This window comes from Leucobacter japonicus, from assembly GCF_001273855.1.
GTDB lineage: Bacteria > Actinomycetota > Actinomycetes > Actinomycetales > Microbacteriaceae > Leucobacter > Leucobacter japonicus.
In genome coordinates this window covers 107,249-125,862 of record NZ_JHBX01000141.1, presented here as the reverse complement: position 1 = coordinate 125,862, position 18,614 = coordinate 107,249, and the positions used below count along the sequence as shown (strand labels likewise).

Annotated in this window: 28 protein-coding genes and 2 tRNA genes; 15 read left to right on the top strand and 15 right to left on the bottom strand. The window is 66.0% G+C overall.

Features of this window, described 5'->3' with window-relative positions; all coding sequences use genetic code 11:
* Positions 1–5: 5 nt before the first annotated feature.
* The 9 genes from AMS67_RS13670 to AMS67_RS13630 all read right to left on the bottom strand — a co-directional run bounded on the left by AMS67_RS13670 (position 6) and on the right by AMS67_RS13630 (position 7,505).
* Complete coding sequence (locus tag AMS67_RS13670) at positions 6–1,106, bottom strand: FUSC family protein (RefSeq protein WP_053387864.1); 1,101 nt, start codon at positions 1,104–1,106, stop codon at positions 6–8.
* A gap of 77 nt (positions 1,107–1,183) precedes the next feature.
* The gene (locus AMS67_RS13665) at positions 1,184–1,477 is read right to left on the bottom strand and encodes a biopolymer transporter Tol (protein WP_053387863.1); all 294 of its coding nucleotides are present in this window, start codon (positions 1,475–1,477) and stop codon (positions 1,184–1,186) included.
* A 10-nt stretch (positions 1,478–1,487) separates the two neighbouring features.
* Positions 1,488–3,056, bottom strand: coding sequence for an MFS transporter (locus AMS67_RS13660; RefSeq protein WP_075201396.1), 1,569 nt, complete (start codon positions 3,054–3,056; stop codon positions 1,488–1,490).
* Positions 3,057–3,078: 22 nt separating this feature from the next.
* A complete protein-coding gene (locus AMS67_RS13655) occupies positions 3,079–3,576 on the bottom strand; it encodes a MarR family winged helix-turn-helix transcriptional regulator (protein WP_053387862.1) in 498 nt (165 codons plus the stop codon).
* A 144-nt stretch (positions 3,577–3,720) separates the two neighbouring features.
* Positions 3,721–5,286 (bottom strand): SDR family oxidoreductase, encoded by a 1,566-nt coding sequence (locus tag AMS67_RS13650; RefSeq protein ID WP_053387861.1) that lies wholly within the window; start codon positions 5,284–5,286, stop codon positions 3,721–3,723.
* A gap of 95 nt (positions 5,287–5,381) precedes the next feature.
* Entirely contained in the window at positions 5,382–6,071 is a 690-nt protein-coding gene (locus AMS67_RS13645; RefSeq protein ID WP_241488088.1) for an esterase/lipase family protein, read from the bottom strand.
* 8 nt (positions 6,072–6,079) lie between these two features.
* Positions 6,080–6,394, bottom strand: coding sequence for a hypothetical protein (locus AMS67_RS13640; RefSeq protein ID WP_053387860.1), 315 nt, complete (start codon positions 6,392–6,394; stop codon positions 6,080–6,082).
* The gene (locus AMS67_RS13635) at positions 6,394–6,978 is read right to left on the bottom strand and encodes an Asp23/Gls24 family envelope stress response protein (protein WP_156316680.1); all 585 of its coding nucleotides are present in this window, start codon (positions 6,976–6,978) and stop codon (positions 6,394–6,396) included. Before AMS67_RS13635 ends, AMS67_RS13640 begins: the two co-directional genes overlap by 1 nt.
* On the bottom strand, positions 6,975–7,505 hold the full coding sequence (locus tag AMS67_RS13630) for an RNA polymerase sigma factor (RefSeq protein WP_241488087.1): 531 nt from the start codon (positions 7,503–7,505) through the stop codon (positions 6,975–6,977). The genes AMS67_RS13635 and AMS67_RS13630 overlap by 4 nt, the downstream gene beginning before the upstream one ends.
* Positions 7,506–7,675: 170 nt before the next feature.
* Here AMS67_RS13630 and AMS67_RS13625 point away from each other — a divergent pair, with 170 nt between their 5' ends.
* The 8 genes from AMS67_RS13625 to AMS67_RS13590 all read left to right on the top strand — a co-directional run bounded on the left by AMS67_RS13625 (position 7,676) and on the right by AMS67_RS13590 (position 11,355).
* The gene (locus AMS67_RS13625) at positions 7,676–8,149 is read left to right on the top strand and encodes an Asp23/Gls24 family envelope stress response protein (RefSeq protein ID WP_053387858.1); all 474 of its coding nucleotides are present in this window, start codon (positions 7,676–7,678) and stop codon (positions 8,147–8,149) included.
* The gene (locus tag AMS67_RS13620; protein WP_053387857.1) at positions 8,146–8,334 is read left to right on the top strand and encodes a DUF2273 domain-containing protein; all 189 of its coding nucleotides are present in this window, start codon (positions 8,146–8,148) and stop codon (positions 8,332–8,334) included. The genes AMS67_RS13625 and AMS67_RS13620 overlap by 4 nt, the downstream gene beginning before the upstream one ends.
* Entirely contained in the window at positions 8,331–8,681 is a 351-nt protein-coding gene (locus AMS67_RS13615) for a hypothetical protein (RefSeq protein ID WP_053387856.1), read from the top strand. The genes AMS67_RS13620 and AMS67_RS13615 overlap by 4 nt, the downstream gene beginning before the upstream one ends.
* Positions 8,678–9,262 (top strand): hypothetical protein, encoded by a 585-nt coding sequence (locus AMS67_RS13610; protein ID WP_053387855.1) that lies wholly within the window; start codon positions 8,678–8,680, stop codon positions 9,260–9,262. Before AMS67_RS13615 ends, AMS67_RS13610 begins: the two co-directional genes overlap by 4 nt.
* On the top strand, positions 9,259–9,978 hold the full coding sequence (locus AMS67_RS13605) for a hypothetical protein (protein WP_053387854.1): 720 nt from the start codon (positions 9,259–9,261) through the stop codon (positions 9,976–9,978). The genes AMS67_RS13610 and AMS67_RS13605 overlap by 4 nt, the downstream gene beginning before the upstream one ends.
* Positions 9,979–10,054: 76 nt before the next feature.
* The gene (locus AMS67_RS13600) at positions 10,055–10,294 is read left to right on the top strand and encodes a hypothetical protein (RefSeq protein ID WP_053387853.1); all 240 of its coding nucleotides are present in this window, start codon (positions 10,055–10,057) and stop codon (positions 10,292–10,294) included.
* Positions 10,295–10,349: 55 nt separating this feature from the next.
* Complete coding sequence (locus AMS67_RS13595; protein WP_241488086.1) at positions 10,350–10,763, top strand: BLUF domain-containing protein; 414 nt, start codon at positions 10,350–10,352, stop codon at positions 10,761–10,763.
* Between the two features lie 97 nt (positions 10,764–10,860).
* Positions 10,861–11,355, top strand: coding sequence for a MarR family winged helix-turn-helix transcriptional regulator (locus AMS67_RS13590; protein WP_053387851.1), 495 nt, complete (start codon positions 10,861–10,863; stop codon positions 11,353–11,355).
* Between the two features lie 56 nt (positions 11,356–11,411).
* On the opposite strand, the gene AMS67_RS13585 is transcribed toward AMS67_RS13590, so the two are convergent.
* Positions 11,412–11,642: a hypothetical protein gene (locus tag AMS67_RS13585; RefSeq protein ID WP_053352580.1), complete on the bottom strand. Its 231-nt coding sequence runs from the start codon at positions 11,640–11,642 to the stop codon at positions 11,412–11,414.
* A gap of 309 nt (positions 11,643–11,951) precedes the next feature.
* On the opposite strand from AMS67_RS13585, the gene AMS67_RS13580 reads away from it, so the two are divergent.
* The 3 genes from AMS67_RS13580 (at position 11,952) to AMS67_RS13570 (ending at position 13,721) form a co-directional block, all read left to right on the top strand.
* Positions 11,952–12,413, top strand: a complete 462-nt coding sequence (locus AMS67_RS13580; protein WP_053387850.1) for a hypothetical protein — start codon at positions 11,952–11,954, stop codon at positions 12,411–12,413.
* Between the two features lie 296 nt (positions 12,414–12,709).
* Complete coding sequence (locus AMS67_RS13575) at positions 12,710–13,105, top strand: TFIIB-type zinc ribbon-containing protein (RefSeq protein WP_053387849.1); 396 nt, start codon at positions 12,710–12,712, stop codon at positions 13,103–13,105.
* A 94-nt stretch (positions 13,106–13,199) separates the two neighbouring features.
* The gene (locus tag AMS67_RS13570) at positions 13,200–13,721 is read left to right on the top strand and encodes a GNAT family N-acetyltransferase (protein WP_053387848.1); all 522 of its coding nucleotides are present in this window, start codon (positions 13,200–13,202) and stop codon (positions 13,719–13,721) included.
* A gap of 22 nt (positions 13,722–13,743) precedes the next feature.
* On the opposite strand, the gene AMS67_RS13565 is transcribed toward AMS67_RS13570, so the two are convergent.
* The 3 genes from AMS67_RS13565 to AMS67_RS13555 all read right to left on the bottom strand — a co-directional run bounded on the left by AMS67_RS13565 (position 13,744) and on the right by AMS67_RS13555 (position 16,291).
* Positions 13,744–14,073 (bottom strand): DUF7882 family protein, encoded by a 330-nt coding sequence (locus AMS67_RS13565; protein ID WP_053352584.1) that lies wholly within the window; start codon positions 14,071–14,073, stop codon positions 13,744–13,746.
* Between the two features lie 211 nt (positions 14,074–14,284).
* Entirely contained in the window at positions 14,285–15,544 is a 1,260-nt protein-coding gene (locus tag AMS67_RS13560) for a ferrochelatase (RefSeq protein WP_075201394.1), read from the bottom strand.
* Between the two features lie 81 nt (positions 15,545–15,625).
* Complete coding sequence (locus tag AMS67_RS13555) at positions 15,626–16,291, bottom strand: pentapeptide repeat-containing protein (RefSeq protein WP_053387847.1); 666 nt, start codon at positions 16,289–16,291, stop codon at positions 15,626–15,628.
* A 209-nt stretch (positions 16,292–16,500) separates the two neighbouring features.
* Here AMS67_RS13555 and AMS67_RS13550 point away from each other — a divergent pair, with 209 nt between their 5' ends.
* Positions 16,501–16,722: a hypothetical protein gene (locus AMS67_RS13550; RefSeq protein ID WP_053387846.1), complete on the top strand. Its 222-nt coding sequence runs from the start codon at positions 16,501–16,503 to the stop codon at positions 16,720–16,722.
* Between the two features lie 81 nt (positions 16,723–16,803).
* Here the strand turns inward: AMS67_RS13550 and AMS67_RS13545 are convergent.
* Positions 16,804–16,877: transfer RNA gene (locus AMS67_RS13545), tRNA-Met, on the bottom strand.
* A gap of 35 nt (positions 16,878–16,912) precedes the next feature.
* Positions 16,913–16,984, bottom strand: a tRNA-Thr gene (locus tag AMS67_RS13540).
* Positions 16,985–17,120: 136 nt separating this feature from the next.
* Here AMS67_RS13540 and AMS67_RS13535 point away from each other — a divergent pair.
* The 3 genes from AMS67_RS13535 to AMS67_RS13525 all read left to right on the top strand — a co-directional run bounded on the left by AMS67_RS13535 (position 17,121) and on the right by AMS67_RS13525 (position 18,590).
* Complete coding sequence (locus AMS67_RS13535; protein ID WP_241488085.1) at positions 17,121–17,618, top strand: hypothetical protein; 498 nt, start codon at positions 17,121–17,123, stop codon at positions 17,616–17,618.
* Between the two features lie 40 nt (positions 17,619–17,658).
* Entirely contained in the window at positions 17,659–18,306 is a 648-nt protein-coding gene (locus AMS67_RS13530; RefSeq protein ID WP_053387844.1) for a hypothetical protein, read from the top strand.
* Between the two features lie 104 nt (positions 18,307–18,410).
* Positions 18,411–18,590, top strand: a complete 180-nt coding sequence (locus tag AMS67_RS13525) for a hypothetical protein (RefSeq protein ID WP_053387843.1) — start codon at positions 18,411–18,413, stop codon at positions 18,588–18,590.
* Positions 18,591–18,614 lie beyond the last annotated feature (24 nt).

The following is an 18,614-nucleotide window of genomic DNA, read 5'->3' as shown; positions in this document are numbered from 1 at the left end:
GAACGCTACTGCTCGCCGGCCGTGCGCTCGTCGATGCGTCCGAGCGAGGCACGCAGCGCGAACACGATCGTGCCGAATCCCGATTCGGCCGACGCGCGCATGAATACCTCCCCCACTGCAGCGACCTCGGCGGCGGCTGCCGCACGGGCTGCCTCGAGCTCGATGCCGGTGTTCCACGCGCGCAAGTATTCCGCGAGGGCATGCAGTGCGTCCCCGAGCACCTCCAGTGCCTCAACCGGAATCTCGACCGCGACCGGCCGCTGCCACATCGCCCCGCTCAGCGCATCGGCGATATCGGCGATGCGCAGCCCGACGTAGCGCAGCGTCTCGATGTCGGCGTCATCACCGCTCGCGTCGTCGCGTCGCCACAGCGCGCGCGGATTCGCGAACCCGCTCTCTCGAGCTTCCTGCACCATCGCTTCGGCTTCGTCGACGTAGCGCTGCCGCCGGCGCGCCTCGTCGAGCCAGTCCGCGCGATCCGGCGGCCATTCTGCCCCCAGCACTTCGGCCAGGTCGTCGGCGGAAGCCGCGAGGTCGGTCTTCAACTCGGCGACCCGGGCACGCGCATACCCGAATGCGAGTGGAGGGATGAAGATCAGGTTCACGAGGGTGCCGACGGCGAGCCCGAGCCCGAACTGGGCGATGTACCCGGCGACATACGATTCGGGGTCGCCGGCCCCCAGAATCACCACAAAGACACCAGCGATCGCGACGTACACGCGGCCTTCCCCGAGCTTGCGCACTCCGGCGATCAGCATGCCGAGCCCGGCCGCGAGCGGTGCACGCACGTACCAGGGCCAACCGAGGGCGACGAGGCTCCACCCGATCACGAGGCCGATCGCGATGCCGCTCAGCAGTTCGAGACTCGTACGCATCGAACTCACGATCGTGGGGGCGACACCCAGCAGTGCCCCGAGTGGCGCGTAGTACGCGTACTGCTCCAGAGGCATGGGGAGTAGCCGCCCGATCAGCCATGCCGCCGTCACACCGATCGCGGCTTTGAGAGCGACCAGAAGTCGGTAGCGGGTCAGGATCGGTCGCAGCACATTCACCGATCGCCGCGTGACGACCTGCAGCGGCGATGTGGATTCCGATGGACTACGCACGTTCCGAGCCTGCCTGCACGATCCTGCATCGGCCAGGGGATCGACCGACCCCTGCCCCGACTGGTAGGAGGTGGCCGTTACTCCCGCAGACGGCGCAGCCGGTCTTCGGCCCGCGCCACGCGCTCCGACTCGGCGAGCTCCCACCACGCGGTGCCGCGTTCGCCGAGGCCTTCTTTTGCCCACTGCACGCGATCGCGCACCGGCCGTCGCTCATCCTCGGAGTCGAGGTGCCCGATGCGCGAGCGTGCCGAGCCGAGCTCCGAGCGGAGTGCGGCGACCAGGCGCGGCGGCAGCACCGGATCCGTGGCGCGCCACCGACGACCGTGCACGATGATGTATCGGCCGTCGGCGGTGCGCTCCGGATCGCTCATGTTCGACCGCCTAAGCGCGCTCGGGCTCAGGCTCGGGTTGCGGCTCGTCGGCTTGGTCAGCGACGCGCTCCGGGAACAGCTCGTCGAGGTCGATGTCCGGGTTCGTATCCTGAGTCTCGACGAGTTCGACCGCTTCCTCTTCGGTGAGCACGCTCGGCATCGCACCGGGCAGCGGGCGTCGCGCCGATTCTTTGAGCACGAACACCGCGATGAGGCCGGCGATCGAGGTACCGATCACGTAGAAGGCGGGCGCGAGCGCCGTGCCCGTGAGCTGTACCAGCGCCTCCATGATCACGGGCGCGGTGCCTCCGAGCAGCGCGACCGAAAGGTTGTACGAGATGCCCATACCGCCGTAGCGCGACGACGTCGGGAAGAGCGCAGGCAACGACGATGCCAGGTTCGCGATATAGAACGTCACGGGCACGGCGAGCAGCACCAGCCCGAGCAGGGTCGACCAGTTCGCACCGTGCATCATGAAGAGGAAGGCCGGCACGGCGAGCACGATCGCGCTGCCGGCGCCCATGAAGAGCACCTTGCGGCGGCCGATGCGATCCGACAGCATGCCAGTCAGCGGGATGCAGAGCGCCATGCCGACGAGCACCGGCAGGGTGAGCAGCGTGCCGTGGGTCTCGTCGTAGCCGAGCGTGCCCGTGAGGTAGGTCGGCATGTACGAGGTCAGTGCGTAGCCGACCGTGTTTGCGGCGGCGACGAGTACGAATGCGGTGAGCAGTTCGCGCCAGTATGCACGGACGAGGGCGATGACGCCCTTCGGCGCATTCTCTGCCGCCTGCGCCTCGGTGCTCGCCTGTTCAGCCGCGTCTTGCGCCGCCTGGAATGCGGGGGTGTCTTCGATCTTGAGTCGGAAGTAGATCGCGATGAGGCCAAGCGGCAGTGCGACGAGGAACGGCACGCGCCAGACGAACCCGTCCATAGCCTCGGCCGAAACGGTGAGCTGCAGCACCGATACGAAGGCGGCGCCGATCGCGAAGCCAAAGTACGAGCCCATGTCGAGCAGCGAGGCGTAGAAGCCGCGCTTACGATCGGGGGCGTACTCGGTGATGAACGTGGTCGCGCCGGCGTACTCGCCGCCGGTCGAGAAGCCCTGAGCGAGCTTCAGCACGATGAGCAGGATCGGGGCGAAGACGCCGATCACCGAGAAGTCGGGCAGCACGCCGATCAAGAACGTGGCGGCGGCCATCATGATCAGGGTGAAGGCGAGCACTTTCTGGCGGCCGAGGCGGTCACCGAGCTGACCGAGAATGATGCCGCCCAGCGGCCGCGCTACGAAGGTCACGGCGAACACGCCGAGTGAGAACAGCGACTGGGCGCCCGCCGACGCATCAGGGAGAAAGACGCGGCCGAGAATCACGGCGAGGTAGCCGTAGATGCCGATGTCGTACCACTCCATGAGGTTGCCCACGACGGTGCCGGCGACGGCGCGCTTGAGCATCGGCCGATCGACGACGTTGACATCGTCGAGTTCGAGCCGTCGCGGCTCGTCACTGGGACGTTGCCGCCAGGGCGTCAGCCGGTCGATCCAGCGACGCCAGGGGGCCCGGGTAGGTTCGGGTGTGGACATGAGAGGATGCTCCGATCCGGGTTCAGTCGAGCGCGTCGAGTGCGCTCGTGAGGCGCTCGATCACCCGCGCGGCCAGTTCGGCCTCGGTGGGGTCGAGCTCATCGATCTCGGCCACGAGCGCTGCGTGATGCCGGGAGAACACGGCATCGACTTGCTCACGACCGGTGTCGGAGGGTTCGAGATAATGGGCGCGTCGATCGGTGGGGTGGCTCACTCGGTCAATGAAGCCCTTGCGCACCAGACGGTCGACAATGTTCGTGACGTTGGCGCTCGAGGTGCCGAGCATGCCGATCAGATCTTTTGGCCCGATGTGGCGGCCGTCGCGCGAGGCCTGCACGAGATAGCGGAGTGCGCGGAGGTCGAGGCTCGAGAGCCCCGAAGCCCCGATCCTCCGCGTCTCCTGCTGGTGCTCAGACCGCCTCAGCCGCAGCAGCGCCGATGCCAGCGCTTTCCCCGCCGCGGCCAGCGGCTCGGTCGCATAGAGATGCTCCGATTCATTTTTCACAATGTTCTGCGGCACTGTCCCGTTCCCCCGAGTTCGACCGTTGAGTTATTGCACACTCACTGTACTACTCACTCAGTGGAACTTTCAAATCATGGATGACACGAGCACTGAGGCAGTCGCCGATGACGGTGCACGGTGGCGGATCGCCAGGCCTGCCGCTCACCGCGCGTGACGGGCATGTTCCCCCTCCGCGATCGACACGATGCGCGCGACCATTCCACTGAAGATCAGCCCGTGGAACGGTAGCATCGAGAGCCAGTACAGTCGACCCGCGAGACCGCGCGGAAAAAACACGGCGCGCTGCGAATAGCGCGAGCCCCGCTCGGTGGGTTCGACGCCGAGCTCGAGCCACGCAAGCCCCGGCACCCGCATCTCAGCCCGCAGGCGCAGCACCCGACTCGGTTCGATCGCCTCGACGCGCCACACGTCGAGCGCGTCACCCACGGCGAGCCGAGCTCGCGAGCGTCGACCGCGTTGCAGCCCGACTCCCCCGGTCACCCGGTCGTACCACCCGCGCAGCGCCCACAGCCGCGGCGCCGAATACCACCCGGTCTCACCGCCGATCTGCGTGATCACCGACCACACCGCCTCGGGCGTCGCACTCGACTCGCGTTCACGGGCATCCGAGAACACCGTGCGCCCCGCCCACTCTGGGTCACTCGGCAACGGTTCGCTCGGCGCGGTCACTCGCGCGTCGACCCAGCTCGTCTCGATCGCGTCGAGTTCGATGCGGCCGAGTGCGAGTCGCACCGCCTCGCGATACGGCGTCAGACCTGACGACGGCCGAGGCAGAATGGCGTCGACGTCGTGATCGCTCATCACGCACCGGTGCTGCAGCGATTCGACGAGTGGGCGCGCGATCGACGCCGGCACCGGGGTGACGAGGCCGACCCACAGCGACGCCAGCTTCGGCGTCAGCACCGGCAGAGAAGCGATCGCTCGCTGGCGCAACCCGGCTTCGACGGCGTACCCGTTCATCATCTGCCCGTAGCGCAGCACGTCGGGCCCGCCGATGTCGAGCACACGACTCACCTCGGCGTCGGCCCGGGCGGCGAGCAGCAGGTAGTGGAGCACGTCTCGCACGGCGATCGGCTGAATGAAGTTGCGCACCCACTTCGGCGCCGGCATGTAGGGCAGCACCTCCGTCAGATGGCGCACCATCTCGAACGACGCCGAGCCCGATCCGATCACCACGCCCGCCTGCAGCACGAGCGTCGGCACCCCGGATCCGAGCAGGATCTCCCCGACCTCCTTGCGCGATGCCAGGTGAGGCGAGAGTCGCACCCCCTCCGGGTGCAACCCGCCAAGATAGACGATGCGCCGCACTCCGGCCTCTTGCGCACGGGCGGCGACGTTCTCGGCGATCTCGCGATCCTGCTCGGCGAACGCAGTGCCGCTCGACATCGAATGCACCAGATAGAACACGACGTCGACCCCGTCGGTGGCCCGGCGCACGGCATCAGCGTCAGCGGCGTCGCCCACCTCGACCTCGATTTCGCCCGACCACGGGAAGGCATGAATGCGCTCCGCCGAGCGCGACAGCGTACGCACGCGATACCCGGCGCGCAGCAGCCGCGGCACGAGCCGCCCGCCCAGGTATCCGGTCGCTCCGAGCACCAGTGCCCGGGGCGCTGCCCGGCCAGTGCTCGGGATCGCCCGATACTCGCGCTCCGCACCCGTCGGTGCGCTGAGTTCGTCTGTCCGCTGCTCGCTGCTCTCGCTCATGATTCCCCCGATCATCGCCAGGGTACGCAGAAATGCTGCGCGGCTGCGGGATCACCCGCACGGGTTGCACTCCGCGCCTCCGGTGAACTATAAGCTCAGCGACCCCCGGTCTCGGCGAGCACCGTGCGCACCGTTTCGAGCACCTCGGGGTGGTCGAGAATGCGGAAGTGACCCCCCGTGTCGATGCGCACGTTGCGCGCGCCGAGCAACTCGCTACCCTCGGGAATGTGCGGGTCGAAGGCCGCGAAGACGGACGTGATACGCGCGTTGGCCTCGGGGGCCGCCACCAGGAGGCGGATGGTGGGATCAACCGGCGACAGCGCTCTCAGCGTGCGCCCCGGCATGAGTCGCGCGTAACGCGAGCCCCCGAAGGGCGCTGCGATGGCCACCATTGCGCGCACCCGATCGGCGTGCTCGCCGAAGGCCATCACGTGCTTGCCGACGAGACCCCCCTTGCTGTGCGCAATCACGACGGCATCGGTGATCTCAGTAGCGGCAAGGAACGCATCGACCATGCGCGCGCCATCCACCACTGGAACACGGTTGCTGCGCAGCGGATCGAGCACGTGCACCGGGTGCCCGAGTGCGTGCACATGACGGATCAGCGGGAGCATGAAGCGCCACGGCTCGTACACGCCGGGAATGATCACGACCGGCGATCCGGCACCCGAACGGAAGTCACCTGGGCTGCTGCGAGAGAAGCGAGCCGCGACCTGCCACCGCAGCGCAGCGAGGTAGTCGGCACCCCACCACAGTGCGCGGCGCACGCGACCGGTGCCGCGCACGCGACTCCTCACGACTCCGCGATGCGCGCGACGCGCACGCGAACAATGCCCGCAGGCGATGTCGACGCGGTCGACGCGGTCTCGGTGAGCAGCGCATCCGCGACCACACGCGCCACTTCCGGCGTCACCGCCTCGCGGTCGGTGGCGATGGTGACTGCTGCGGCGATGGATTCTTGCGAGGCGAGCCGCCGAGTGACCGACTCGGCGACTGCACGCAGGCCCGCACGTTCGGGATAGACCGCTGCGACTCCGGGAACCCCGGCAACCGCGTCTGCGTCTGCCTCCGCGCGCACCGGATCATCAGCGTGTGATTCCACAGGCATCAGGCACCCTCTTTCTGGCGATAGCCGTGCACATCCACAACTTCGATATCAATGCGTTCGACGTGCAACTCCGTGTGCTGACCCAACGCTCGAGCGGCCTCGATCCGCAGTCGCTCGCTCACTTCAGGGATGCTCACTGACCATTCCGCACTGATGCTGAGCGTAATGCCGACTGGCGCCTCGGGAGTCTCGACGTCGCCCGACAACACGACCGAACCGACGATGACGCCGGGTACCCCGTCGCCCGTCGCTCGCAGAAGCGACTTCACCGCTCCCTCGTCAATGGAGATGGCGACGCGCGGGTCGGGGTGCGAGATCGGGAGTGCGCGCCCCGCCTGCAGATCGAGTGCGATCGCATCCATAATGCCCGCGAACCAGTTCGACGACGGCTCCGGTAGCTGTTCGGCTTCGGACTCCAGCAGCGCTCGAGCCGCACCCGATGAGCCACTCAAGGCCTCGAGCGCGTTCTGGCAGTAGGGACACTCGGAGATGTGCGGATCTTGCTCGGCAACCTCGGCATCGAGGAAGGAACTGACGTCGCCGAGCGTGCGGCCGCACTCGAGTCGTGGATCGTGTTCGCTCATCGCCATCCTTCCATGCTCACGGTGATTGCGGTTCGCGCCCGGGCCAACTGTCCGCGCACAGTGCTCGCCGGCACTCCGAGCTCCGCGGCGATTTCCTCGTAGCTCAAGCCTGCCATCTCCCGAAGCAACCAGCACTGCCGCTGCGTTTCTGGAAGCGTACCGAGCACCGCCGACACCGCGGAGACCTGCGCGCGCTGCAACACGACGCGATCGGGGCCGGGGCCGGGCGAGGCGGTCTCGGCGACAGCGTCGATTGGCACCTGCGGAGCCCGCTGTCGCAGCACCGCCGTCGCCTCGTGGCTCGCGACACGCATGAGCCACGGTTTCAGCGCTGACGGATCACGCAGCGTCTCAAGCTTGCGCCACGCAACAACGAACGCGTTTTGCACGACATCGTCGGCCTCCGACTGCGAACCCAGCAGCCGGGCGACGTAGGCGCGCATCAGCCTGCTGTAGCGACACACGATCTCACGGAACGCCCGCGCATCCTGGTCGATGGCGCGCGCGACGAGTATCGCGTCACCCACCTCTGAGATATCGCCGCGCCAGGCCTCGTTCGCGTTCGTCGGAGCCTCCCGAAACTTTTTTGTGACGATTGTGCCGCGATCGCCCTCTTACTTGTGAGCGACGCTACCGCGCTCGGTTCACGCGCCACAAGCACGTGGATTTTTCCTCACCCAATGAGATAGGAGCCATCATGGCCGACACCACGAAGCCCACCACCCCCGCAGCGCCCCGCGTCGACCGAGTCACCGCGAAGCAGTCCGCCTCTGACGCCGCGGCGGCGACCGGAGCAACCGCAGGCCGAACGACCATTGCCGACCACGTTGTCGCCAAAGTTGCCGGTATCGCCGCGCGAGAGGTTCCGGGCGTCTTCGCGCTCGGTTCGGGTGGTGCACGCACGCTCGGTGCGATTCGCGATGCGATCAACGCCACCGATCTGACTCAGGGAGTCAAGGTCGAGGTCGGAGAGACGCAGGCCGCAGTCGATGTGACGATCGTGGTCGAATACCCGTCACCGATTCACACGGTGTCTGCCCAGGTGCGCACCGCTGTCGCCCGCGCCGTATCCGAACTTGCCGGTCTGGAAGTCGTCGAGGTCAACATCGCCGTCGACGACGTACACCTGCCGTCGGAGGACGCCGAGTCTGATGAAGGTCGCGTCGCATGAGTGCGACGGCCTCCGGAGCTCTCATCGGAGCGGCCCTCGCCTTCGCCGCACTCGCGTTCGGCTTCTGGGGGTTCCTCCTCGTCGCCGTCTGCACCGCGATCGGCGCGCTCATTGGCCGCATTGCGAGCGGCCAAATCGATGTGCGCGCCGTAATCGGCGCGTTCTCGGGCAGGCGCACCTCATGACCTTCGCAGCCCCCGCGATCCCCGGCCGCACCGAGGTACAAGATCGTGTACTCAACGGTGTGGCCCGCGCCGCTGCGGCCGAGTGCCTCGGCGTCCCGACCCGAAGCGTTCGCGCATCGGTCTCGGCATACGGCAGCGGACTCGCCGTGCACGTACGAAGCCCGCTCACCGTTCCAAATCTGCTGGACGCCGCGGCGGTCGAATCGACCCCGGTCATTCTCGATCGTCTCGATCGTGCGCAAAGCGACTTGCAAGCTCGTTTGGCCGACCTGCTCGGTCGCGACATCGCACGCGTCGATCTGACGATCACCGGCGCGGAAGTCGCGAAGAGACGGAGACTGCGATGAGCGACCGAGCTCAAGAACGCGTTGTGCGACGAGAACTGCATGCATCACGAAGCACCCCTGCAACGATCGTCGTGATCGTGGTCGCCCTCGCGCTGTGCTGGGCAGCGGCCGAGACGGTACTGCAGATGCTGGATCGCCCGCCGCTCTGGGTCTCACCGTCGGCCGCCATCGCCACGCTTCGAGACGCTCCGGCCTCCGCCTCGCCCGCAGCAGTTGTGGGCTCTGGGGTGCTGTGCATCGCGGTCGGACTCGCGCTGCTCATTCTGGCGATCTCCCCCGCTCGGCGCGCGAGGCATCGGCTGACCCACGACACTGTGGGGATCGTGGCAGACAACGGCGTGATCGCCTCGAGCGTCGCGGCAGAGGTCGCACGCCTCCTCGGACTGCGCCCTGCGGCGGTGCATGTGGGAGTCGGGCGACGCGTTGTCGATGTCACGGTGCGGCCTGAACCCGGGCTTCCCCTCGACCCGGCGGAAGTGTCAGCAGCCGCGACGGGTGCCATCACTGACGTCGCAGCGGCTCAAGCGCTCCAACCCCGGGTGCGCATCGCACGCGAACGAGAAGCGGAGGAAATCGCATGAACCTCACCCGTCGCGGCCTCAACCGCGGAGTGCTTGCGGTGATTGGCCTCGGTGTCGCGGTGGTAGGCGCGGCGCTCATCCTGGCCACCGCGCTCCCGGCATGGACAGACACCTGGCAGCGTGCAGGGCACGCGCTCCTCACCTGGTGCGCGGAAGCAGCCGAAGCGACCCGCATTCCGGGGAGCCCGGCGAGCGGGGCGGCCATCGCGGTCGCCATCGCCTTCGTCGGCGTCGCCATCGCACTGATCGCGATCCCGTGCCGTATTGTCGCTCGTCGACGCAGCATCGCAAGCCCGGGAGTGCGTATCGTGCGCGAGACCGGCCGACTCACGCTCGCGCCGCGCTTCATCGCCGACGCACTGCATGCAAGCCTCGAACAGCGACCGGATGTAGTGGGGGCTCGCGTCGACCTGCGTCGTTTGGGCACCGAAGATTTCGTGCACGTCATCTTGACGCCGCGACGGGGCGCGCGGGCCGGCGAACTTGCAGCCGTGGCAGCGGAAACCGCGGAACGTTTCGCCCGCCTCACCGGCATCGAATATCGCGCCATCGTGTCGCTCCGCACTTCAGTGCGCGCACGGCTCGCGGGAGACCCTCCTCGCATCATGGACGCACCCGAGCGCATCTCTGCGCCCGGAACGTCGCTCGAATCGCGAACACCCCTGACAGCAGGCGAAACGCCTCCTGATTCAGCAGGCGTTCGGGCGCTACGATGAACACGACCACCAATTCTCGGCACCTGTCACCCGTGCGTCCTGTGCGACCTCTTGCTGATGGAGAAAGGCACTTCTGATGAGTGACCGCACGCCCTTTTACCCTGGTGGCATCACCTGGGCCCGCATTGAAGACGATTTTTTCGTCGGGAGTCGCGGAGGCGAATTTCTTGGCTTCATTGACCGCGAGGCCCCCGGCACGTACGTCGTCTGCGACCAGTTCTCGCAGCCCATCGGCGAGCACGCCAATCTTGAGGCCGCGATGGCGGCCCTGACCGCGGCATCCGGCGATGCACTCGCAGAAACCGGAGCCGCGTGACATGACGCTTCACCCCTCCACCTCCGCCACACCGGGCAGCGAACTGAGGTCTCTCGTGTATTCGAGCACCGCGACGCGCGCTTTCAGCGAGAGCGAGCTCGATGCACTGCTGCAGCAGGCTCGCGAGCGCAACGAGCGGTTGGGGGTGACCGGAATGCTGTCGTACCGCAGCGGAAGCTTCGTGCAATTTCTCGAGGGCGACCCGACGCACATAGACGCGCTGCTCCAGTCGCTGCGCGCCGATGATCGGCACCGCGACCTCACCGTACTGATCGACGAGCCGATCTCCGAACGCCAGTTCACGAGCTGGACGATGGGGTACGAACGCATGCGCACCCCACAGTCTCCGGCGCCCGAAGGATTCCGTGACACCTTCGCCGATCTCGAGCAGAACGTGGATAGCGAAGCCACCACCCGTGCGGCGCGAGAATTGACGCTGTGGTTCAAAGTGCGGGCTGCGCGCGCGTAGGCCGCGGAAGACTCTCACGGGTTCTTGGCGTTCACCATGTGTTTCTGCCCTAAAATGGGCCTGCATCACGTGAGAGCTCTGGGTAAGGAATCGGGTAGTGAAGAATATCGTCAGCAGCGAAGAGGAGCACCTGTACTCAGCTGACCCCATTACCGAGTCCGCTCGCGAACTCATCACCGCCATGCAGCATCTCCGCGGCGCGCAGCAGCGCCAAGAGGCGCGCTCCCTCGATCACTCGGGTCTGCATAGCCAAGATCTGCGCGCGCTCCGCTACATCGTGCAAGCCGACCGCAATGACCAGCCGATCAGCCCGAAAGATCTCATCAGCATGCTCAGAACGTCGAGTGCCAACGTTACGAACGTGATCGATCGACTGGTGAAGAAGTCGCTCGTCACGCGTGATCCGCATCCGACCGATCGCCGAGCTCGCTACTTGAAGCCGACCGGCGTCGCAGTGAACGAGGTCGACGCGGCGTTCGAGGAGCACCACGCGGCACTCATCGGTACCGCAAACGACATTTCTGAAGCCGACGCACAGACGACGGCGCGCGTGCTGCGGCAGCTCACCGCAGCACTCGACGGTGTCGCGTAGTCAGCACAGCGCCTTCGCTCAGGCCGTGCAAGCTCGCGCGTCGCACCGACCGGGTGTCAGCGGTCGAGCAGTCGTGGGCGACGCCCGGGCCGACGGTTGAAATGCTCGCGCACCTTGAAGTGCGCACGCACCGCATTCGCCATGTCTTCGTCGAGCTCCCAGGGCTGGTGACGCGGATGGTCGGGATAGCGCAGGCGTAAGAACTTGCGCACGCGATTTCCGGGGTGCTGACCGGGGTCGTGTCCCAGCTCGTTCGCAAGGTCGCTGGGCGTCATGGGGTACTGCATTGCGCATCCATCCGGGTCTACCGCTACGCCTGCGTCCACGAACTATGCATTCGTGTTCCCACCCGGAACAGTCATCTCAATGCGCGATTTCCGCACAGAGGAATCGCAGGGTCGCCGACAGCATGGCATGCGGCCGCTGCGGCGTGTTGCGACGCGCCGACCTATCTTAAAAGTTGACTTTAATTCTTTTCTAAACCCAGTCCACCGTTACCTCGCCGTTATACTTTCGCTCAGACTCGGTTGCTAGCGTTTCGGAGTCATCGCTGATGCGGTGATACGCCGACATCGCACAGACCGAGGAGGTGAACGATGCAACGAACGACAATTCCACAGGCAGCCCTGACGCGACCGCGCCTCGGCGCCTCCTGGTGGCTGATCGCCGTCGCATCACTCTGCCTCGGGTTGTTCGGCATGCTCGCCATGCCCGATGCCGTCGCTCACTCATCTCAGGCGGAACCCGCCGCCTTGCCGGTAATGATCAGCTCTGACGTGGCCGCCGTCACGGCCGCCACCCCGGCAACACTCGAGGGTGCAGCAGACATGGAGCTCGAGCGTCGCGACCCGGGCTCGTTGCCCGGAATCGATGCCGCCGAGCTCGTCGCACTTGGCCTCCTGGCCGTGCTTCTTGCACTCGCGCTCGTGGGTCGGGCGCACACGTCGCGATCCGGACAGGCTGCACGCGCCCGAGCCGCACGCGTGCAGCATCGGTCAGCGCCACCCCTGCTGCACCTTCGACCATCGCTCGTGCATCTGTCGATCAGTCGCACGTGAGCCGCTGTGCACACGGCGATCGCACCCGGCGACCGTCACGCACGCCCATTTCGTCCCGTTCCAGGGCTCGGTGCACGCCACCGACAGCGCCTCTCGCATGCGCTGCACGGCCTTGACCTTTCACTTCTAGGAGTATCTCTGTGACCACCACCAAGCGTTCCATTCGCAACCCGAAGACGTTCACCGCCCTCATCGTTCCCGCCGCACTCGTGGTGTCGGTGGGCACGTACCTGGTCACAGGCCTGCTCTTCCCCTAACCGGAGCCCCTCAAAGCTCCACTTGCGCAAGGAGACCTCATGCAGTGCCCCATCGACCAGTCCGCCCTCGTCATGTCGGAGCGATCCGGCGTCGAGATCGATTACTGCCCCCAGTGCCGAGGCATCTGGCTGGATCGCGGTGAGCTCGACAAGATTCTCGACCGCGTCGCCGCCGAGAGCTCTGCCGCGCCGGCCGCACCGCTCGTCGCCCCGGTGGTCGCGCCCGTCGCACCCGCGGCGGTGATCCCTGACCCCCGCGCCTCAGCACCGTACGGCGCCGCCCAGCCTCGCCTCGACGATCGCGGGCGCGGATATGACGATCGTCGCGGATACGACGACCGCCGTGGAGGCTACGACGATCGCGGGTACGACGACCGCGGTCGGCCGCGCAAGCGCAAGCGCGAAGGCTTCCTCGGAGAACTCTTCGATTTCTAACCCCCTGGAAACACGATGGCCCCGGTCCCCTCAGGACCGGGGCCATCGTGCGTTCGGCAGCATCGCACGAGGGGGATCCTGCCAAGATGGACGCATGATCGCCGAGCTCGAGCTGCCCATCGACCTGACCGACGTAGCACCTGGATTGCGTCTGCGGCGCGCTTCGCGTGCCGACCTCGATGCCCTGATCGCGCTGCTCGCCGAAGACCCGATCAGCGCGAGCCGCGGCGACACCGGTGACGCATCCGATCGGCCGGCGTACGCGGCGGCCTTGGACGCCATCATTCGCAACGATGCGAATGAACTGATCGTTGTCGTTGGCGCCGATGACTATCCGATCGGCACGCTTCAGCTGACGCGCATCCCTGGTATGGCTCGCCAGGGCGCGTCTCGGTTACTGGTCGAGGCCGTGCGCGTTGCGGCACACGCGCGCTCGCGCGGTATCGGGAGTGCGCTCATGCGCTGGGTCATGCACACCGCTGCACCCGAGCTGCACACTCCGATGGTCCAGCTCACGTCTGATGCTGCGCGCGAGTCCGCCCATCGTTTCTACCTGCGGCTCGGCTTCACCGACTCCCATGTCGGCTTCAAATACTACGCGTCAGCGGCCAGATAGGTCGCGCAGCACCTGCTCGCGGCTAGGCGATCAGCGGGTTGCGTTTCGCGTACTTCGCCGCTTCGGATTCGGAGATAACCGTCAATCCCCGAGTCGAGTGCGACAGCGCCGCGAGCACGTGCAACCACTCAGGGTTGAGCTCGGGCGCCTTGGCCCCGCTGAACCGAAAAGCGATGGTCGTGTGCTCCGAGATCCAGAGCGAGTTGCGCCCGCTACCCTCTTCGGGCGGTTGCGTCCAGGAGAGAAAGAACCCCTCTCGCTTCGCGAGTTTTTGGCCGATGACTGTTTTCAAGTGTGCGAGTGTTCGGTCTTCGAACTGATACTCGCGTTCCCCGTGCAAGATGTACCCCATGTGCGCAGCTTTGCACGTTTAGCGTCAAATAGATAGCGAACGTGAAGTTTCGCACGACCGCAAGGGGGTGGCGCTTCGCACGATGTCAGCGAGAATCGTATGGTGTCACCGTCGCTCGACCGTGGTGTACCCCAATGCATCCGTGCACGGTGACACGGCCCCGGCTCCGCGTTCTGCGGGGCCGGGGCCGCTCTCGTGTGATGCAGCTGATTCAGGGCTGGAGGCCGGCGATTGCCGGCTTGAACCCGAGCCGCGGGTTCTCGCAGCAGCCGGGGCGGCACACGTCGAACCACGGCCCGATCGTCGTGGTATTCGCTCGCTCAGCTACCGGCCGGCCCTCGATACGCTCTTGCACCAGGTCGATGAGAGCGTCGACGAATGCGGGGTGCACCCCTGGAGTGGGTGTTCGGGTCACCCAAAGTCCGCGCTCCGTCGCGGTTTCTGTGGCTTCTTCGTCGAGATCCCACATGACTTCCATATGGTCGCTGACGAAGCCGAGCGGCACGATGATCACCGCGGTGCGCTGCTCGAGCGCGTTGATCGCATCATTGATGTCGGGTTCGAGCCAGGGCTGCGACGGCGGGCCTGAGCGTGACTGGTAGACGAGCTGCCAGGCCACTTCGGGCGCAGCCTGCGCGATGACTTCGGCGGCGGCGGCAAGATGCTGTGCGGCGTACCCGCCTCCGTCGACGTCGGTGAAGAGCCCGGCACCCGAGAGCTCCGCATCGGCGGTTGGGATGCTGTGGGTGGCGAACATGACTTCAACCTGTTCGAGGGAGTGCCCGGCTGCGATCGCCTGCTCGACCCCGGCACGAACCCCCTCGATAAACGGCTGCAGAAACCCGGGGTGCGAGAAGAACTGTCGCACTTTATCGATGCGCAGCGTCTGCTGCAGCCCCGACGCCTCGAGCGCGTCGGCCCAGTCTTCTCGGTATTGGCGACAGGAGGAGTATGAGGAGTAGGCACTCGTGGGGATCGCCAGCATCGTGCGCACCCCATCAGCGGCGGCGCGCTGCAGGGCCTCATCGAGGTACGGTGCCCAGTTGCGATTGCCCCAATAGATCGGCAGGTCGAGCCCGGCACGATCGAGAGCAACGTTCAGTGCCGCGAGCAGTTCGCGGTTGTGGTCGTTGATCGGGCTCACGCCCCCGAAATGCCGGTAGTGGTGCGCGACTTCTTCGAGCCGCTCGTCGGGGATGCCGCGACCACGGGTCACGTTGCGCAAGAACGGCAGCACGTCGTCCTGCCCCTCGGGGCCACCAAAGCCAGAGAGCAGAATTGCATCGTAGGCGAACGGTGCGCTCGTGTGTTCAGGCCCATCGGCAGTCGCCGCCGTGGCGCTCGGCACTTTCGCGCCCGGGTCCAGATGGACACCGGTTGCGGCGCCAGGCTTCGTTTCACGGCGCCCGGTCGGGCGATAGAGCGTCGCGTCGATGGTGTGTTCCGCGTCGGCCTGCTGGTCGTGTGTCATGGATCCTCCCCAGAGTTCAGCGTCGCATTTATCTTAGATTGTTTCTTTGTTTGATTCTTACAGATCAGTGCACGTGAGGAGTCAGGCGATCTCAATGCCGAGCTGCGACGCGAAGATGTCGAGCAGGTCGGTTGCCTGGTGCGTCGAGATGCGTGCGCCACGCAGGCCATCGATACCGGCGATCGACGCGAAGTCGAGCCCTCGCAGATCGAGGTGCTGCGACCGCGCACCGGTCAGCACCAGCTTGTCGACGGTGCAGTTGTCGAATGCGACGCGCACCAATTCGGCCCCCTCGAGGTCGAGTTCGTCGATGTGGCAGTTCACGAACTGCACGTCGTGGAGCTTCGCAGCGCGGAAGTTGAGCCAGCCGAGCTTTGACCCGTCGATGCGCACGCGCGAGAATTCGGCATCGTAAGCTTCGACCGCGCCGAGCCGAGACGTCGAGAGTTCGACCCCCTTCCAGGTCGTGCGCCGCATCGACAGTACCGGCGCCGTCAGGTGCTCGAATCTCGAGTCAATAAATCGAGTGCTCTGCAGATCTGCCTCATGAGCCTGCACCGCTTCGAACGCACACTCGGTGAACTGGGCCCCGGCGAGCGAGAGGCCAGAAATGTCGACCGTGTCGAATCGTTGCAGCTCGTACACGCCTCGCGGCGCGAGCATCTCAACACCACCATTCTCGAGCCCGTTCAGGCGAAGATCGTCGAGCTGGGGCGCCTGAAAGGCATTGCGGGTGCGCGGCGGCATGGAAACTCCTGAGCTTGCAGTTCGCAGCCCGGGCCGTGCCGCGATGCATCCAGGCTACGTCGCGCCACCGACATCCCACTTCCAGACCCTCAACCGGTCGATAACAGCGCGCACTCGCACTGTAAGCAGCGATTCCGCACAGCGCCACCCCCTGTGCCCCGCGAGGGGAACGCGCGCAACCTGGTACTCCACGAACGAAGGGACTCGACATGTCAACGAATCTGCAGAACCCGAACCCCGAAGATCTCGGCCCCGCGGGCAACAATCCACTGATCGACCCCGCGACAGAGCCTGAGCAGCCCCGCATCGATCAGTTCGAAGAAGGCGCCGACCTTGACGCTCCGACTCAGCCCGCGAGCCCGGATGCACCGGCGTCAGCAAACCTGCCCGATCAGCAGGATCCCGATGCCACCGAGGGTCTCGCTCCGTAACGACGGCATGAGGGTCACGGAGTACCAGCCCACACACGAGAAAACCCCCGGTGCGGCCGGGGGTTCTCTCGTGACTCTCTGTAGCTGAGGCGGGGCTCGATCCCGCGACCTCACGATTATGAGTCGTGCGCTCTAACCAGCTGAGCTACTCAGCCAAACTGGCCCGCACGAATGCGAGCCAGAGAGTCAGAGCCCCGAGCCAGGATTGAACTGGCGACCCCTTCCTTACCATGGAAGTGCTCTACCACTGAGCTATCGGGGCGCGGCCACCTTGCGATGACAACCGTTAGAGAATAGCACTTAAGCTCGGCCAATGCGAAATCTGTCGACCCGGTAGCGTTATCCCGGGCGGGTCACGCAGATCGCCCACGGGTTCGAGCAGCGAAATGGGTGGAGTAGTGCGGGTGCAGAGTCGCGGTATCGCGATCGTCGGAGTGGTCTTGGCGCTGTGGATGGCGGTCGGTCGTTGGCCATTCGGGATCGGCGGCAGCCTGACGTGGTGGTATCTGCCCACCATCGGCCTCGTGTTCGCATGGCTGCAGATCTGGCTCGCCCGGCGCGTGCGCGTTACCGCATCGCGCGGTCGCCGCACGAGCCGCAGCACGATCGTCTCGCTGATCCTGGCATGGGTGTGCGCAATCGGGTTCGGGTTGACGGTGCCGGATCGCGTCGGCGACGAACTCCTCTCGATCATGAGCCTCGCAGCCGGCTCCTCCTTCTCAACAGAGATGTCGCTGGCCCTCTGCAACCCGCTCGGCATTCTCACCTTCGCGCTGGCGGTCGCGGCTCTCGGATTCAGTTACGCCGATGCGCGCGACCCGAAACCTGAAGAAGACGAGTTCCTCGACGACGCTGGAGGCGAACAGGGCGGCATGGCGCCGCATCCGCTGGCTTGACGCGCACTTTTCTGGATTCCGTTCCGATAGAGTTACGACCATGAGAGCCTCGACGTCGCGACTCGCGCTGGCCGCCTCGGCAGCCGTACTCACCCTTGCCCTGGCGGGCTGCGCCGATGAGCGAGAGGGCGATCCGGCACCAACGACGTCGCTCCCCTCGGTGACGGCGGACCCGACTTCGTCCCCGAGCTCGACACTTGCACCCACGGCATCGCCGACACCCGCGCCGCCAACGATCATGCCAGCCTGCGACGCGCTCATTCCTCTGGAGCAGGCGCGGCAGCTCTCCGGTATCGACATGCTCGAAGCGTTTCATGATCGACAAGACCTTCGCGATGCGTATCTCGCGCACGAGTTCGGTCCGGTTGCCGCCGACGCGTTCACCAACGCCGAACAGGCCCAGTATTGCTTGTGGGCGCCACCCAATAGCGACAACATCACTGCGGTGTTCACCGCCGTGCTCAGCATCGAATCGAAAACCGCCCTGACTGCCGCGCTCGATGATTCGTCGTTTGTGCGTTCGGAGACAGGGGATACGGTGCTGTACACCCAGGAAGACCAGATGGGGCTCGGGCCATGGTTTACCTGGTACGCCCTCCATGACAATGTCTGGGTAGTCGAGTTCGGAAACGTGTCCACTCCCATATTCGGCCAAGCCGCACTCGACGCAATTCTCGCGGCGAACTGAATCCGACCGCGCACCTTACGCCGGCCACTGACACGCGGCCACCCCCTCGCGCCCGACTGATTCTCAGCGCAGTCTGGAATGACGCAGACGCAAGGGAGCAAATCATGACGATGAACAACACCAGCGCAAATCCAGATGGTCCTGAGGAGGGCCGGGCACCGCTCGCCCACCCGCCCGTGGAAGGGGAGCACATTCTCGAAGACGGGTTCGTGCAGAGCCCGGAGTTCGGCGAAGCGGACGCAGACGACCCCAACGACCCGGATCCGGTCGCAAACCTCGAATAGCCGCCTGAGCCGCGCTTCAACGCC